The 15,403-nt window shown below is 70.9% G+C and carries 14 protein-coding genes and 1 other RNA gene; all 15 read left to right on the top strand.

Annotated elements, in window-relative coordinates; all coding sequences use genetic code 11:
- Positions 1-33 precede the first annotated feature (33 nt).
- The 15 genes from G472_RS0118690 to G472_RS0118625 all read left to right on the top strand — a co-directional run bounded on the left by G472_RS0118690 (position 34) and on the right by G472_RS0118625 (position 15,402).
- Positions 34-1,869 carry an ATP-binding cassette domain-containing protein gene (locus G472_RS0118690; RefSeq protein ID WP_029009591.1) on the top strand — a complete coding sequence of 612 codons (1,836 nt, stop codon included), beginning with the start codon at positions 34-36 and terminating at the stop codon, positions 1,867-1,869.
- On the top strand, positions 1,866-2,744 hold the full coding sequence (locus tag G472_RS0118685) for a DMT family transporter (protein ID WP_029009590.1): 879 nt from the start codon (positions 1,866-1,868) through the stop codon (positions 2,742-2,744). Before G472_RS0118690 ends, G472_RS0118685 begins: the two co-directional genes overlap by 4 nt.
- A gap of 68 nt (positions 2,745-2,812) precedes the next feature.
- Positions 2,813-3,445, top strand: a complete 633-nt coding sequence (locus G472_RS0118680; RefSeq protein WP_084536759.1) for an N-acetylmuramoyl-L-alanine amidase — start codon at positions 2,813-2,815, stop codon at positions 3,443-3,445.
- A 108-nt stretch (positions 3,446-3,553) separates the two neighbouring features.
- Positions 3,554-3,937 carry a Uma2 family endonuclease gene (locus tag G472_RS0118675; RefSeq protein WP_029009588.1) on the top strand — a complete coding sequence of 128 codons (384 nt, stop codon included), beginning with the start codon at positions 3,554-3,556 and terminating at the stop codon, positions 3,935-3,937.
- A gap of 109 nt (positions 3,938-4,046) precedes the next feature.
- Positions 4,047-4,465: RNase P RNA component class A (rnpB, locus tag G472_RS37405), an RNA gene on the top strand.
- Positions 4,466-4,930: 465 nt separating this feature from the next.
- A complete protein-coding gene (locus G472_RS0118670) occupies positions 4,931-5,425 on the top strand; it encodes a division/cell wall cluster transcriptional repressor MraZ (RefSeq protein ID WP_029009587.1) in 495 nt (164 codons plus the stop codon).
- Positions 5,422-6,399: a 16S rRNA (cytosine(1402)-N(4))-methyltransferase RsmH gene (gene rsmH / locus G472_RS0118665; protein ID WP_029009586.1), complete on the top strand. Its 978-nt coding sequence runs from the start codon at positions 5,422-5,424 to the stop codon at positions 6,397-6,399. The genes G472_RS0118670 and rsmH overlap by 4 nt, the downstream gene beginning before the upstream one ends.
- Positions 6,396-7,118 carry a cell division protein FtsL gene (ftsL, locus tag G472_RS37400; RefSeq protein WP_051341007.1) on the top strand — a complete coding sequence of 241 codons (723 nt, stop codon included), beginning with the start codon at positions 6,396-6,398 and terminating at the stop codon, positions 7,116-7,118. The genes rsmH and ftsL overlap by 4 nt, the downstream gene beginning before the upstream one ends.
- On the top strand, positions 7,115-8,911 hold the full coding sequence (locus G472_RS40260; RefSeq protein WP_051341006.1) for a peptidoglycan D,D-transpeptidase FtsI family protein: 1,797 nt from the start codon (positions 7,115-7,117) through the stop codon (positions 8,909-8,911). Before ftsL ends, G472_RS40260 begins: the two co-directional genes overlap by 4 nt.
- Positions 8,874-10,331: a UDP-N-acetylmuramoyl-L-alanyl-D-glutamate--2,6-diaminopimelate ligase gene (locus G472_RS38925; protein ID WP_029009585.1), complete on the top strand. Its 1,458-nt coding sequence runs from the start codon at positions 8,874-8,876 to the stop codon at positions 10,329-10,331. The genes G472_RS40260 and G472_RS38925 overlap by 38 nt, the downstream gene beginning before the upstream one ends.
- Positions 10,332-10,410: 79 nt before the next feature.
- Complete coding sequence (mraY, locus tag G472_RS0118645) at positions 10,411-11,496, top strand: phospho-N-acetylmuramoyl-pentapeptide-transferase (protein ID WP_029009584.1); 1,086 nt, start codon at positions 10,411-10,413, stop codon at positions 11,494-11,496.
- A 7-nt stretch (positions 11,497-11,503) separates the two neighbouring features.
- Positions 11,504-12,892, top strand: a complete 1,389-nt coding sequence (gene murD / locus G472_RS0118640; protein ID WP_029009583.1) for a UDP-N-acetylmuramoyl-L-alanine--D-glutamate ligase — start codon at positions 11,504-11,506, stop codon at positions 12,890-12,892.
- Positions 12,889-14,010, top strand: a complete 1,122-nt coding sequence (locus G472_RS0118635) for an FtsW/RodA/SpoVE family cell cycle protein (RefSeq protein WP_029009582.1) — start codon at positions 12,889-12,891, stop codon at positions 14,008-14,010. Before murD ends, G472_RS0118635 begins: the two co-directional genes overlap by 4 nt.
- A gap of 4 nt (positions 14,011-14,014) precedes the next feature.
- Complete coding sequence (gene murG / locus G472_RS34185) at positions 14,015-15,151, top strand: undecaprenyldiphospho-muramoylpentapeptide beta-N-acetylglucosaminyltransferase (RefSeq protein WP_051341005.1); 1,137 nt, start codon at positions 14,015-14,017, stop codon at positions 15,149-15,151.
- A complete protein-coding gene (locus G472_RS0118625) occupies positions 15,148-15,402 on the top strand; it encodes a hypothetical protein (protein ID WP_035692995.1) in 255 nt (84 codons plus the stop codon). The genes murG and G472_RS0118625 overlap by 4 nt, the downstream gene beginning before the upstream one ends.
- The last annotated feature ends 1 nt before the right edge of the window (position 15,403 follow it).

Raw genomic sequence — 15,403 nt, 5'->3', positions numbered from 1 at the left:
CCCCTCCCCGCACCGCAGCCCCGGCGTGTTCCCATGGCCCCTCCCGCCCCCATCGTCGCGTTGCAAGGAGCATCCGTCACCTTCGGCGGCCGGCCGCTGTTCGAAGGCGTCGACGTCGCCGTCGGGCGCGGCGACAAGGCGTGCCTGGTGGGCCGCAACGGGTCGGGCAAATCGACGCTGATGAAGGTGCTGGCCGGCATGGTCGCCGCCGACGGCGGTGAGCGGTTCGTCCAGCCGGGCGCCCGCATCGCCTACCTGCCGCAGGAGCCGGACTTCACCGGCTTCGCATCCGTCCACGACTACGTCGCCGCCGGCCTGCCGGAGACCGAGCGGGACGAGGCGCACCGGGTCGACGCCGTGCTCGACCGGTTGCAGATCGACGGCGGGCTGGCCCCGGCCTCCCTGTCGGGGGGCGAAGCGCGACGGGCGGCGCTGGCGCGCACGCTGGTGGGCAACCCCGACGTGATGCTGCTGGACGAGCCGACCAACCACCTGGATCTTCCCACCATCGAGTGGCTGGAGAGCGAACTGCAGGCGTTCCGCGGCGGCCTGCTGCTGATCAGCCACGATCGCGCCTTCCTCAATCACCTGGCCCGCCGCACCCTGTGGCTGGACCGCGGCGGCCTGCGGGTCAGCGACAAGCCGTTCGCCCGGTTCGAGGAGTGGCAGGCCGAGGTGTTCGCCGCCGACGAGGCGGCGTCCCACAAGCTGGACCGCAAGATCGAAGGCGAGATGAAGTGGCTGCGCGAGGGCATCTCGGCCCGGCGCACCCGCAACATGGGCCGCGTGCGCGCCCTGCTGCAACTCCGCACCGACCGGGCCGAGCGCATCAAGGGCGGCCAGCAGGCCAAGCTGGCCATCTCGGAAGCGGAGCGCGGCGGCCGGCTGGTCATCGAGGCGGAGCGCATCGCCAAGACCTTCGACACCCCCGACGGACCGCGCCCCATCGTCCGCGACTTCTCCACCCGCATCCTGCGCGGCGACCGCATCGGCGTCATCGGCCCCAACGGTGCCGGCAAGTCGACGCTGCTGAAGATGCTGACCGGGCAGATGGAACCCGACAGCGGCGTGATCCGTCTGGGCACCAGCCTGGAGATCGCCTATTTCGACCAGCGCCGCGCCACGCTCGACCCCGAGGACACGGTGCGCCACGTGCTGTGCCCCTACGGCGGCGACCGGGTGGTGGTCAACGGCGAGTCGCGCCACGTCGCCGGCTATATGAAGGACTTCCTGTTCGACACCCGGCAGCTCGACAGCCCCGTCAAGGCTCTGTCGGGCGGTGAACGCAACCGGCTGATTCTGGCCCGGCTGTTCGCCCGCCCGTCCAACCTGATGATCCTGGACGAGCCGACCAACGACCTGGACATGGACACGCTGGACCTTCTGGAAGAGGTGCTGGGCGACTATCAGGGCACGCTGCTGCTGGTCAGCCACGACCGCGATTTCCTCGACCGGCTCGTCACCTCGACCATCGCGCTGGAAGGCGACGGCAGCGCCGCCGAGTATGCCGGCGGCTATTCCGATTACCTGCTCCAGCGCCCGCCGCGCGACACCCCCGCCCCCGCAGCCGCACCGAAGGCGAAGCCGGCCGCGCCGGCTGCCGTCACCGCGCCGAAAGCGCGGGGCAAGCTGTCCTACAAGGACCAGCGGGAACTGGACGAACTGCCGGCGCGCCTGGACCGCCTGGCGGCGGAGATCGGGCGCCTGGAAGGGATGCTGGCCGACCCCGACCTGTTCACCCGCGACCCCGCGGCCTTCACGCGGGCGGGCGAATCCCTGCACGCCCGGCAGGCCGAACTCGCGGCCGCCGAGGAGCGCTGGCTCGAACTGGAATCCCTGCGTGAGGAACTGGAAGGCGGCCGCGGATGAGCCTGCGCGATTCCCTGCTCGCCCTGCTGGTGATGGCCTGCTGGGGGTTCAATTTCGTTGCCGCCAAGACCGCGCTCCAGACCTTCGATCCGATGTTCCTCCTGTTCCTGCGGTTTGCGGTGGTGGCGGCGCTGGTGGTGCCGTTCGTGCCGATCCCGCGCGGCAAGGTGATGGGCATCGCCATCCTGTCGGTGCTGCTGGGCGGCCTGCACTTCCCGCTGATGTTCATCGGCGTGCGCGGGGTGGATGCCGCCACCGCGGCGCTGGTGGTCCAGCTTCAGGTCCCCTTCTCGTCCGTGCTGGCGGCGCTGATCTACAAGGATGTGCTGGGCTGGCGGCGGTTCCTGGGGATGGTGGTGGCGTTCGCCGGCATCGCCGTCATCGCCGGGGCGCCGCGGATGCAGGGCAACCTGCACTTCATCGCGCTGATCGTCATCGCCAGCTTCGCCTTCGCCGTCTCCAACATCCAGGTCAAGCGGATCGGTGAGCTGGACGGTTTCACGCTGAACGGCTGGATGGCCCTGTTCGCAGCACCGCAGGTGCTGATCCTGTCGCTGCTGACGGAAACCGGACAGGTCCGTTCCACGGTCGAGGCGCCGGCCCTGGCCTGGGCGTCGCTGGCCTTTATCATTCTCGGGTCGACACTGGCCGCCTATGGACTGTGGTATCGTCTGGCGCGCATCTATCCGGTCAATCAGACCATGCCATACCTCATGCTGGTACCGGTGTTCGGCGTCATCTCCGGCGTGGTGGTCCTGGGAGAGCCGGTGACACTGCCGCTGCTGATCGGCGGCGCCCTGGTGATCGCCGGCGTCGGCGTCATCATCTTCCGGCGACCGCGCACGGTGAACGAGAAGGCGACGAATCCGACGTGAAGGGACCCGACGTGAGCCCGACCATCGTCCCCCGCCCTTCCCCCAACCACGGGCCGCGGCCGGTGGGGATGCCGGTCGAGCTGCTGGTCCTCCACTACACCGGCATGCCCACGGCAGCGGCGGCGCTGGCCCGCCTGTGCGACCCCGCCTCGGGGGTCAGCGCCCATTACACGGTGGACGAGGACGGCACCGTCTACGCCCATGTGCCGGAGGACCGCCGCGCCTGGCACGCCGGTGTCAGCACCTGGCGCGGGGCGGGCGACGTCAACGGCCGCTCCATCGGGATCGAGATCGTCAACCCCGGACACGAATTCGGCTACCGCCCCTTCCCGGCCGCGCAGATGGACGCGGTGGAAGGTCTGTGCCGGGCCGTCATGGGACGCCATGGGATATCCGCCGCCGATGTGGTCGCCCACAGCGACGTCGCCCCCGACCGCAAGGAGGATCCGGGGGAACTGTTCGACTGGCCGCGCCTCGCACGTGCCGGAATCGGCCTCTGGCCCATGCCGTCCCGGGAGGATCAGGGGCCGTTCGACGCCGCGGAGGTCGCCGCCCTGCTGACCCGTGCCGGCTACGACGCCGCCGCTCCGCGGGTCCTGCTCGCCGTCCAGCGCCGCTATCGGCCGGCGGCCCTGACGGGGGTCGCCGACTCGGAGACCGTGGCGCTGCTGCGCGCGCTCGTCCGTGCCATGGGCCGCTAGAGACGGCGGCCGGCACCCGCTGTATTGTTTCCGGGTTCGGTACGTCTTGACGTCCGAACCCGGTATCGACCGCGACGGCGGCCGCGGCCCGACAGGGCCGAAGCCTGCGTGGCGTTTGAACGCAGCGGTCAGGAACCGGTCCGGGACGACGGAACCGACACCCGGTACGAACTGATCGACGGGGTGCCGGTCGCCATGGTTCCGGCGTCGGGCGCGCATCAGGTGGTGGTCGGTAACTCGACCGCCGTCCACGACCGCAAGGTCAAGCTGCCGGTCTACCGCTCCATCGCCAGCGTGCGGGAGATCGTCCTGATCGACGCGGAAACGCTCTACTGCAAGGTCCACCGCCGCCTCGATGGCGAGCGCTGGCAGACCGACCTGCTGACGGAGCCCGAGTCGCTCCTCACCCTGCCCGCCATCGGGCAGGCGGTTCCCCTGGCCGAGGTCTACGCCAACGTCGACCTTGGCGAGGACGCGGCCGATCCGAGCTGAGCCGGCCACGCTCACCTATTATATAGAGTGCCCCGGCGCGGCCCGACCGCCGCACCCGCCGCGAATCGGCCATTGCGTCCCGACGGGCAACCCCTTACATAGGCGCCTGCCAGACGGCCGGATGGTCGCCTTCGGCGCGCAAGCGTCCGGGGGAGGAAAGTCCGGGCTCCACGGAAACACGGTGCCGGCTAACGGCCGGCGGGGGCGACCCCAGGGAAAGTGCCACAGAAAGCAAACCGCCGTCGTCCAACCGGGCAGCGGTAAGGGTGAAAGGGTGCGGTAAGAGCGCACCGCGCTGCCGGCAACGGGAGCGGCACGGTAAACCCCACCGGGAGCAAGACCGAATAGGGGCGGCACGGCCCGCCGAACCATGGTCCGCCATGGGTCGGTATGGGGTCAGGCGCGTTTCCGCGCTGCTGCCCGGGTTGGTCGCGCGAGGCGTCCGGTAACGGGCGTCCCAGATGAATGACCATCACCCGAAGGCTTAGGCCCCGGGGACAGAACCCGGCTTACAGGCCGTCTGGCGCTTTTCCCCAGTTTCATCCACCGCTGTGGATATCTGTGGCGCGAGATCCCATGCCATCCCATGGAATCCCCACGGATTCCGCGCCTCTTGGCCGCATGCATCGGAATGCTGATTCGCAGGTCAACAATTCTGCTTGACTGTTTCCATCACGCACTGAATGAGAACATTCGCCGAACCCACTAGGTCTGATTTATCCACAGGCTGTTAGTAATGAGGAAAACTTGAGGTAATTTTCCGATTCGCCCCCCCTGCTTGCACCCCAGCCACACTGCTTGCGAAAACTCTTGACAGTATGGGTTGAATACTAGCGGGCCGTTGACGTTCCGCGTCGACCCATGCTATCCCACGTCATCCCAAACGGAGGGTCCTCATCCCATTGATCGGGGCATTCCTGGGTGGTTTTCGGTGGGGAGCGGGCGGCAGCCCGGGGCAGACGCAAGAGATAGTCAGGGGGTCGTAAGAGCCGAATGGCCGTGTTCCTGTCCACATACGTCAACAAGGTTGACAGGAAAGGCCGCTGCTCGGTTCCGGCGCAGTTCAGGGCGTCGCTTGCCAAGTCGTCGGCGCCCGGCATGATCTACCTCTGGCCGTCCCTGAACCACCGGGCCCTGGAAGGGGCGGACCAGGATTATCTGGACGTGCTCAGCGACAGCCTCGAATCGCCCGACCTGGATCCTGATGAGCGCGAGATGATCGAGACCTTCATCTTCGGCAAGCTGATTCCCCTGCAGGTGGACAACGAGGGCCGCATCGTCCTGCCGAAGGACCTTGCCGAATTCGCCGGCATCACCGAAGAGGCGGCCTTCATCGGCCGCCGCAAGACGTTCCAGATGTGGGAGCCGACGGCGCTCAAGGCCCACGAGGACGCCCTGCGCGATCAGGTCGTGCGCAAGGACATCTCGCTCAGCCAGATCGTCGCCAAGGCGCAGCGCGGCTCCGCCGCCCGCAAGGAGGGCGCATGACCGCGGCCCCCTCCTCACCCCACACGCCCGTCCTGCTGGCGGAGGTGCTGGCAGCCCTGGCCCCGCGCGACGGTGGCGTCTATGTGGACGGCACCTTCGGCGCCGGCGGCTACAGCCGCGCCATCCTCGCCGCAGCCGATTGCCGCGTCTGGGGCATCGACCGCGACCCCGCCGCCATCGACCGCGCCCGCGCGCTGGAGCCGGAGACCGGCGGGCGCCTGCGGGTGGTGGAAGGCTGCTTCGGCGCCATGGACCGGCTGCTGGCCGGCGAAGGTGTCGAATCGGTGGATGGCGTCGCCCTCGACCTCGGCGTTTCCTCGCCCCAGCTCGACGAGCCGGAGCGCGGCTTCTCCTTCCGATCCGACGGTCCGCTGGACATGCGCATGGGACGCCATGGGCCGACCGCCGCCGACGTGGTCAACACCGCCTCGGAACAGGACCTGGCCGACATCATCTATCACTATGGCGAGGAGCGGATGGCCCGCCGGGTCGCCCGCGCCATCGTCGCCGCCCGCGCCGAAGCCCCCATCGACCGCACCGGCCGGCTGGCCGAGGTGGTCCGGTCGGTGGTGCCGAAGGGGCGCGACGGCATCGACCCGGCCACCCGCACCTTCCAGGGCCTGCGCATCCACGTGAACGACGAGCTGGGCGAGGTCCGCCGCGGTCTCGCCGCCGCGGAGCGGATGCTGAAACCCGGCGGCCGGCTGGCCGTGGTGTCGTTCCATTCCCTGGAGGACCGCGAGGTCAAGGCGTTCCTCAAGGAACGGTCGTCGCCGCCGCCGTCCCCGTCACGCCACGCACCGGCCGCCGTGGCCGTGCCCTACGAACCCTCGTTCCGCCTGCTCCATCGCAAGCCGGTCACGCCCGGCCCTGCGGAACTGTCGACCAATCCCCGCGCGCGGTCCTCCCGGCTGCGCGCGGCCGAACGCACACCGGCGCCGGCCTTTCCGGCGCCCGGCAAGGAGGCCGCATGAAGTACAAGACCGCGCTGTTCTGGCTCGGCCTTGCCGCCGTCGCGGGCGGTGTCCTGTTCCAGACCAGCTACGAGGCGCAGGCGCTGGAGGAACGGCTGGCCGCCCTGAACCGACGGATCGTCCAGGAGCAGGAGGCGATCCAGGTTCTGAAGGCGGAATGGAGCTTCCTCAATGATCCGGTGCGGCTGGAGACGCTGGCGCGCACCCATCTGAACCTGGGCCCCACCGACGCGCGCCAGTTCGTCGCGTCGCTGGACGCCCTGCCGGCCCGCGCGCCGCAGGCCGCTCCGGCCACCGTCCTCCCTGCCGCGGCGACCGGCCAGGTGCCGCCGGGCTACCGGGCGACCGTCCAGGCGATGGCCCCCGCCGCCGGTCAGCCCGCTGCGGCAACCGCCGCCGTCGTGCCGGCCGCGGCGCGGGCGTCCGCCCCGGTGCTCGCCAACGCCGCTCCGGCGACGGTGCGGACCGAACCGGCCCGCAACGCCGATGCCCCCGCCCGGGTCGAACCGGCGGTCGTGAAGACCGCCGCCCCCGCCCCGCGCCCCGTCACCAAGCCGGCGCCCGCCGCCGCCCCGGTCAGGCCGGCGCCCGCGCCGGCGGTGGTCCCCGCCGCGGCGCCGAAGACGCTGACGCCGCCGGCCGGGGTGCGGCCGGTCGCCCCGGCACCCAACGATTCCATCGGCGTGATGATCGCCCGCCTGGGAGTCAACGGCCAATGACCGACACCCCCCTCGACGGCCGCCGGGACGTCTACGAATCGCTTGCCCACACCTTCCGGGCGCCGCCGGCCAGCCGGCCGCGCAGCGCCCTGTCCGTGGCGCTGGAGCAGGCACGCAACCGCCTGATGGTGACCGCCGCGGTGATCGCGCTGGCCTTCACCACCATCGGTGTGCGACTCGTCGACGCCACGCTGCTGCGCGAGGGGGCGGAACCCCGTCAGACGAAGGCGGCGGAGGCCGGCTCCCTGCCGGTCGGCCGCGCCGACATCGTCGACCGCAACGGCAACCTGCTGGCGACGTCGCTCGCCACCGCCTCGCTGTACGCCGATCCCAAGCTGGTCATCGACCCGCGCGAAGCGGCGCGCAAGCTGATCGCGGTGCTGCCCGAACTCGACTACGCCGACCTGGTGCAGAAGCTGTCCAGCGACAAGCGGTTCGTCTGGATCCGCCGCAACATGGCACCCCGCCAGCAGTACCTGGTGCACCGCCAGGGCATTCCCGGCATCTATTTCGAGCGTGAGGAGCGCCGCTTCTACCCGGCCGGCAACCTCGCCTCGCACGTGGTCGGCTTCACCGGCGTCGACAACACCGGGCTGGCCGGCGTCGAACGCAGCTTCGACAAGCACCTGCGCAACCAGTCGCAGCCCCTTCAGCTCTCCCTCGACCTGCGCCTGCAGCACATCCTGAAGAAGGAGCTGGCGGCGGCGGTGGAGGAATTCCGCGCCATCGGCGCGGCCGGCATGATCTTCGACGTGCGCAACGGCGAGGTCCTGGCGATGGTGTCGCTGCCCGACTTCGACCCGCACAAGCCGGACGGGCTGGACCCCGACACGCTGTTCAACCGGAACACGCTGGGGGTCTACGAGATGGGCTCCACCTTCAAGATCTTCAATTCGGCGATGGCGCTGGACAGCGGCAAGGTACGCCTCACCGACAGCTTCGACGCCACCCGCGGCATCCAGGTCGGGCGCTTCACCATTTCCGACTTCCACGGCAAGCACCGCTGGATGACCGTGCCGGAGATTTTCCAGCATTCCTCCAACATCGGATCGGTGCGCATGGCCCTGACGGCGGGGATTCCCGCGCAGCAGGCGTTCATGCAGAAGGTCGGGTTCTTCCGCCCGGTTCCCCTGGAGCTGCCGGAAATGGGCTGGCCCCTGATCCCCAACCCGTGGCGCGAAGTCAACGCCATGACCATCAGCTTCGGGCACGGCATGTCGGTCAGCCCGATGCACACGGTGGCGGCGGCGGCCTCGATGATCAACGGCGGCGTCCTGCACAAGCCGACCATCATCAAGCGCCCGGAGGGCGCGGAGATCCCCGGCGAGCGGGTGATCTCCGAGAAGACCTCCGCGGTCATGCGCCGCCTGCTCCGCCTCGTGGTGACCGAGGGCACGGCGAAGTCGGCCGATGTCACCGGTTACATCGTCGGCGGCAAGACCGGCACCGCGGACAAGCAGAAGGGCCGCTCCTACTCGACCAACGCCCGCCTCTCCTCGTTCCTCGGCGCGTTCCCGATGTACGACCCGCAGTACATCGTGTTCGTCATGGTGGACGAGCCGAAGGCGACGGCGCGCACCTACGGCTATGCCACCGGCGGCTGGGTCGCCGCCCCGGCGGCCGGCCGCATCATCCGCCAGATCGGTCCCCTGCTCGGCGTCCGGCCCGTCGACGAGACGTCGCCGCGCGTCGTCCAGGCTGTCCACATCAACCCCAACGGCACCACCACCCTTCCCCTGCCCAAGGACAACAACGTTGCGTCTGTCCCAGCTTCTGCCGGCCGCCCGAACTGAGGCGGCGGGCCGCGACATCGAGGTGACGGGCCTGACCGCCGACAGCCGCGCGGTCGTTCCCGGCTGCCTGTTCGCCGCGCTGCCCGGCAGCCGGGCGGACGGTCGCGCCTTCATCGCCGACGCGCTGGCCCGCGGCGCCGCGGCGGTGCTGGCGCCCGAGGGGACCGTGCTGCCCGAAGGCTCCGGGGCGGCGGTGCTGGTGACCGACCGTGAGCCGCGGCTCGCCTTCGCCCGCGCCGCCGCCGCCTTCCACGGCCGGCAGCCCGATGCGGTGGCCGCCGTCACGGGGACCAACGGCAAGACCTCCACCGTCACCTTCGCCCGCCGGATCTGGTCGGCGCTGGGCCACCGGGCGGCCAGCCTGGGCACCCTGGGCGTGGCGGCGCCGGGGATGGAGCGCTACGGCGCCATGACCACCCCCGACCCGGTCACCCTGCACGCGGTGCTGGCGGACCTGGCCGACGCCGGCATCGACCGGCTGGCCATGGAGGCGTCGAGCCACGGCCTGGACCAGTACCGGCTGGACGGGGTGCGTCTTGCCGCCGCCGGCTTCACCAACCTGACGCGCGACCATCTCGACTACCACGGCACCATGGAGGCGTATTTCGCCGCCAAGGCGGCGCTGTTCGACCGCGTGCTGGCACCCGGCGGCTGTGCCGTGCTGAACGCTGACATTCCGGAATTCGATGGCCTTTCCGCGATTTGTACCAGGCGCGACCACCGCGTTCTGGGCTATGGGTTCGCCGGCCGCGAGCTGACGGTCCGGTCGGTGGAACCCCTGCCGCACGGACAGCGCCTCTCCCTCACCGTGCTGGGGGAGGAGGCGGTCGTCGACCTTCCGCTCGTCGGCCGCTTCCAGGCGTGGAACGCGATGTGCGCGCTCGGCCTCGTGATCGGCACGGGGGGTGACGCGCCGTCGGCGGTGCGGGCGCTGGTGTCGCTGGAAGGCGTGCCGGGCCGTCTGCAACACGTCGCCACCCATCCCAACGGAGCACCGGTGTTCGTCGATTACGCCCACACGCCCGACGCGCTGGAGACGGTGCTGACCGCGCTGCGGCCGCACGCGGCGGGCCGCCTGGTCGTCGTGTTCGGCTGCGGCGGCGACCGCGACCGCGGCAAGCGCCCTGTCATGGGCGAACTGGCCGGCCGCCTGGCCGACCGCGCCATCGTCACCGACGACAACCCGCGCACCGAGGTGCCGGCCGCCATCCGCCGGGAGGTGATGGCCGGCTGCCCCGCCGCCGAGGAGATCGGCGACCGCCGCACGGCCATCCGCACCGCGGTCGCCGGGCTGCAACCCGGCGACGTGCTGGTGATCGCCGGCAAGGGACACGAACAGGGACAGACCATCGGCACCGAGGTGCGGCCGTTCGACGACGCCGCCGAAGCGCGGGCCGCCGCAGCGGAGTGTGGAGCATGACCGTGTCCGAGCCGACCTTGCGTACCCGTTCCCCCGGCGCGGCCCGCCGCCGCCCGCGGCAGGCGTGAGGGGCGGGGCCATGCTCTACAACCTCCTCTTCCCCCTGGCCGACGTGTTCACCCCGTTCAACCTGTTCCGGTACCTGACGTTCCGGACGGGTGGCGCGGTGCTGACGGCGCTGGTCATCAGCTTCGTCTTCTTCCCCCGCCTGATCGCCTGGCTGAAGAGCAAGCAGGGCGAGGGCCAGCCCATCCGCGCCGACGGGCCGGAGACGCACCTGAAGAAGAAGGGCACGCCCACCATGGGCGGGCTGATGATCCTCATCGCCATGTGCCTCAGCACGCTGCTGTGGATGGACCTGACCAACGCCTACACCTGGATCGTGCTGATGGTCACCGTCGCCTACGGCCTGATCGGCTTCGGCGACGACTACCTGAAGCTGACCAAGCGCAACACCAAGGGCCTGTCGGGCCGCAAGCGGCTGGGGGCGGAGGTCGCCATCGCCCTGGCGGCGACGCTGGCCTGCATGCTGGTGGCCGAGCCGGCCCTGTCCAACGGCCTCGCCATCCCCTTCGTCAAGGACTTCGTGCTGAACCTCGGCTGGTTCTTCCTCGGCGTGGGCGCCTTCGTCATCGTCGGCGCCGCCAACGCGGTCAACCTGACCGACGGGCTGGACGGGCTGGCCATCGTGCCCACCATGATCGCCGCCGGCTGCTTCGGCCTGATCGCCTACCTCACCGGCAACGCCATCTTCGCCAACTACCTGCAGATCCACCACGTGCCGGGGGCCGGCGAGCTGACGGTGTTCTGCGGTGCCCTGATCGGCGCCGGTCTGGGCTTCCTGTGGTTCAACGCCCCGCCGGCCATGGTGTTCATGGGCGACACCGGGTCGCTGTCGCTGGGCGGGGCGCTGGGCACCATCGCGGTGGTGACCAAGCACGAGATCGTGCTGGCCATCATCGGCGGCCTGTTCGTGCTGGAAACGGTGTCGGTGATCGTCCAGGTCGCCTCGTTCAAGCTGACGGGCAAGCGGGTGTTCCGCATGGCGCCGCTGCACCATCACTTCGAGAAGAAGGGCTGGGCCGAGCCCACCGTCGTCATCCGCTTCTGGATCATCGCCTCCATCCTGGCGCTGATCGGCCTTTCCACCCTGAAGCTGCGGTGAGGCGGGCATGATCGACCTGTTCTACATGAACGGCCTTCCCGTCGCGGTCATGGGGCTCGGCAAGTCCGGCCTGGCGACGGCGCGCGCGCTGATGGCGAGCGGGGCCGAGGTGTGGGCCTGGGACGACAACGCCGCCGGGCGCGACAAGGCCCGGGGCGAGGGCATCCCGCTGGTCGATCTCACCACCGCCGACCTGTCGGAGCTGACCACCATGGTGTGGTCGCCGGGCATCGCGCACACCCACCCGCGCCCCCATCCGGTGGCCGTGCGGGCGCGGGCGGCGGGGCTGGAACTGGTGTGCGACATCGAACTGCTGGCCCGCTCCGAGCGCGATGCCGCCTACGTCGGCATCACCGGCACCAACGGCAAGTCGACCACGACGGCGCTGATCGGCCACATCTTCGCCGAGGCCGGACGGCGCGTCGCCGTGGGCGGCAACCTGGGCACGCCGGTGCTGACCCTGCCCGCCATGGGGTCGGCCGGCACCTACGTGCTGGAGATGTCGTCCTACCAGCTCGAACTCACGCTCTCCATCACCTGGGACGTGGCGGTGCTGCTGAACATCACGCCGGACCACCTGGACCGGCACGGCGGCATGGACGGCTACGTCGCCGCCAAGCGCTCCATCTTCCACCGCCAGACCCGGCCGCGCACCGCCGTCATCGGCGTCGACGACCCGCAGTGCCGGGCCATCTTCGAGGACCTGAAGGCGGCGGGCGACCAGATCATCCGCCCGGTGTCCGCCACGGGGCGGGAGCCCGGCGGCGTCTACGCGCTCGACGGCTGGCTGTGGGACGACACGGCCGGCCGTCACGAGCGGGTGGCCGACCTCACGGCGTTCCGCGCCCTGCCCGGCCGCCACAACCACCAGAACGCGGCCGCCGCCTACGCCGCCTGCACCGCGGCCGGCATTCCCGCCGCCACGGTGGTGGCGGCCATGAAGAGCTTCCCCGGCCTGGCCCACCGCCAGCAGCTCGTGCGCGAGATCGGCGGCGTGCGGTTCGTCAACGACAGCAAGGCCACCAACGCCGACGCCGCGGAAAAGGCCCTGGCGACCTACGAAGCCATCTATTGGATCCTCGGCGGCCAGGCCAAGGACACCGGGCTGGACGGGCTGGAGCCCCACCTGGGGACAGTGCGCCACGCCTTCCTGATCGGCGAGGCGCAGGAGCGTTTCGCCGCATGGCTGGACGCCCGGGGCGTGCCCTATACCCGCTGCGGCACGCTGGACGTCGCGGTGCCCCGGGCCGCGGCGATGGCCGCGGAGGAGCGGCGCCCCGGCGCCACCGTCCTGCTGTCGCCGGCCTGCGCGTCGTGGGATCAGTTCGCCAACTTCGAGGCGCGCGGCGACGCGTTCATCCACCTGGTGCATGATCTGAAGGACGGTGCGGCATGATGACGTTCGATCGCACCGACCAGTCCATCTTCGGCCGCTGGTGGTGGACGGTGGACCGCTGGCAGCTCACCGCCCTGGCCATCCTGATGGCCCTGGGGACGGTGCTGATCACCGCCGCCAGCCCGCCGGTCGCGGAGCGCATCGGCATCGACGACACCTTCTACTTCGTCGAACGCCACCTGATCATGCTGCTGCCGGCGGTGCTGGTGATGATCGGCGTGTCGCTGCTGTCGCCGCGCGGCGTGCGGCGGGTGGCCCTGCTGATGTTCCTGGCGGCCCTGGCGCTGGTGGCGGCGACCCTGGTGGTCGGTGTCGAGATCAAGGGGGCGCGGCGCTGGATCCACATCCCCGGCCTGTCGCTGCAGCCGTCGGAGTTCGTCAAGCCCGCCTTCGCGGTGGTGGCCGGCTGGCTGTTCTCCCTGTCGCGCACCGCGCCGGGTTTTCCCGGCGCCCTGGTCTCCATGGCGCTGTACGGGCTGACCGTCGGCCTGCTGCTGATGCAGCCGGACCTGGGCATGGCCTTCGTGGTGTCGGCGGTGTGGTTCACCCAGTTCTTCCTGGCCGGCCTCAACATCATGCTGGTGGGGGCGCTGGCGGTGCTGGGCATCGTCGGGCTGGTCGGCGCCTATTTCACCTTCCCCCACGTCACCAGCCGCATCGACCGCTTCCTCGACCCCCAGTCGGGCGACACCTACCAGGTGTCCCGCTCGCTGGAGGCGTTCGCCAACGGCGGCCTGATGGGGACCGGCCCCGGCCAGGGCACGGTGAAGTTCTCGCTGCCCGACAGCCACGCCGACTTCATCTTCGCCGTGGCGGGGGAAGAGATGGGGCTGATCTTCTGCCTGTTCATCGTCGGCCTGTTCTCCTTCGTGGTGCTGCGCGGCTTCGCGCGGGTGTTCAACGAGAACAACTACTTCATCATGCTGGCGACGGCCGGACTGCTGGTGCAGTTCGGGTTGCAGGCGATGATCAACATGGGTTCCGCCCTGCACCTGATGCCGACCAAGGGCATGACCCTGCCGTTCATCAGCTACGGCGGCTCCTCGCTGCTGGCGCTGGGGCTCGGCATGGGCATGGTGCTGGCGCTGACCCGCAAGCGCTTCGGCCCGGGGGAATGAGCCGATGAGCCCTTCCAAACCCATCCTTCTGGCGGCCGGCGGCACCGGCGGGCACATGTTCCCGGCGGAGGCGCTGGCCCGCGCCCTGCTGGCCCGCGGCCGCACGGTGGAGCTGGTGACCGACAAGCGCGGCCACGCCTTCGGCGATGCCCTGCCGGAGGTGGCAGTGCACCGCGTCAATGCCGCGTCCCCCGGAAGCGGTCTGGTGGGCAAGCTGGCGGCGGGCTGGAAGATGGGCCTGGGCCTGCTGCGGGCCAGCGCCCTGATGCGCCACCTGGAGCCGGCGGCGGTCGTCGGCTTCGGCGGCTACGCCTCGGTCCCCACGGTCTACGCCGCCGCCAACGCCCGCGTGCCGGTGATGCTGCACGAACAGAACGCCGTGCTGGGCCGCGCCAACCGCATGCTGGCGGCCGGCGCCCGCCGCCTGGCCGTCGCCTATCCCGAGGTGTCGGGCCTGCGCGAGCGCGACCGGGCGAAGATCGTGCTGACCGGCAACCCCGTGCGGCCCGCCGTCGCCGCCCGACGGGCGACGCCCTATGAACCGCCGGCCGCCGGCGGGCCGCTGCGCCTGGTCGTGCTGGGCGGCAGCCAGGGGGCACGGGTCTTCAGCGAGGTGGTGCCCGCCGCCCTGGCCCGCCTGCCCGAATCCCTGCGCGCCCGCGTCCACCTGGCCCAGCAGTGCCGGCCGGAGGACCTGGACGCGGTGCGCGCCGCCGTCGCCGGCCTCGGCCTGGCCGCGGTGGAGCTGGACAGCTTCTTCCGCGACGTGCCGGACCGGCTGGCCGCCTGCCATCTGGCGCTGACCCGCGCCGGCGCCTCCACGGTGGCCGAGCTGACCTGCATCGGGCGCCCGGCCCTGCTGGTTCCCTACCCCTTCGCCACCGACGACCACCAGACCGCCAATGCCGCCCGGATCGCGCAGGACGGTGCCGGCTGGCACGTGCCGCAGCCCGAGCTGACGGCCGAGGCGCTGGCCGCCCGGCTGGAGTCGCTGCTGAACGATCCCGACACCCTGGCGGCGGCGGCCGCGGCATCCCGTGCCCGGGGCCGCGACGACGCCGCCGAACGCCTTGCCGACGCCGTGCTGGAGATGGCGGACGCCGCCGCACCCGCAAACGCCCCCACGGAGGCCGCGCCATGAAGCAAGCCATGCGCCACATCACGCGCCGCAGCGCCCGATCGCTGTGCGACTGGCCGGCGGAGCTGACCCGCTCCGAAGGACAGTGGAGCCGGCGGCCGGATTGCCCGCTGCTGCCGCGCGCGATCGCGTCGACCGGCTTCCTGCGCGACCGCCTGCATGTGATGACCGGGGCGGTGCCTCTGCCCCTGCGCCTGTCCGACGAGTCGGTCGACGCCACCCTGAGCCTAATGCTTCGCCGAGGATCCCGCTGAC

The sequence above is a fragment of the Azospirillum halopraeferens DSM 3675 genome (assembly GCF_000429625.1).
Taxonomy (GTDB): Bacteria; Pseudomonadota; Alphaproteobacteria; order Azospirillales; family Azospirillaceae; genus Azospirillum; species Azospirillum halopraeferens.
The sequence above is the reverse complement of the archived record's forward strand: the minus strand, read 5'-3'. Positions and strand labels throughout refer to the sequence as shown.

Coding starts and splice junctions, on each gene's coding strand:
- G472_RS0118690 (WP_029009591.1), top strand. CDS start 34: ATGGCCCCTCCCGCCCCCATCGTCGCGTTGCAAGGAGCATCCGTCACC.
- G472_RS0118685 (WP_029009590.1), top strand. CDS start 1,866: ATGAGCCTGCGCGATTCCCTGCTCGCCCTGCTGGTGATGGCCTGCTGG.
- G472_RS0118680 (WP_084536759.1), top strand. CDS start 2,813: ATGCCGGTCGAGCTGCTGGTCCTCCACTACACCGGCATGCCCACGGCA.
- G472_RS0118670 (WP_029009587.1), top strand. CDS start 4,931: ATGGCCGTGTTCCTGTCCACATACGTCAACAAGGTTGACAGGAAAGGC.
- rsmH (WP_029009586.1), top strand. CDS start 5,422: ATGACCGCGGCCCCCTCCTCACCCCACACGCCCGTCCTGCTGGCGGAG.
- ftsL (WP_051341007.1), top strand. CDS start 6,396: ATGAAGTACAAGACCGCGCTGTTCTGGCTCGGCCTTGCCGCCGTCGCG.
- G472_RS40260 (WP_051341006.1), top strand. CDS start 7,115: ATGACCGACACCCCCCTCGACGGCCGCCGGGACGTCTACGAATCGCTT.
- mraY (WP_029009584.1), top strand. CDS start 10,411: ATGCTCTACAACCTCCTCTTCCCCCTGGCCGACGTGTTCACCCCGTTC.
- murD (WP_029009583.1), top strand. CDS start 11,504: ATGATCGACCTGTTCTACATGAACGGCCTTCCCGTCGCGGTCATGGGG.
- G472_RS0118635 (WP_029009582.1), top strand. CDS start 12,889: ATGATGACGTTCGATCGCACCGACCAGTCCATCTTCGGCCGCTGGTGG.
- murG (WP_051341005.1), top strand. CDS start 14,015: ATGAGCCCTTCCAAACCCATCCTTCTGGCGGCCGGCGGCACCGGCGGG.
- G472_RS0118625 (WP_035692995.1), top strand. CDS start 15,148: ATGAAGCAAGCCATGCGCCACATCACGCGCCGCAGCGCCCGATCGCTG.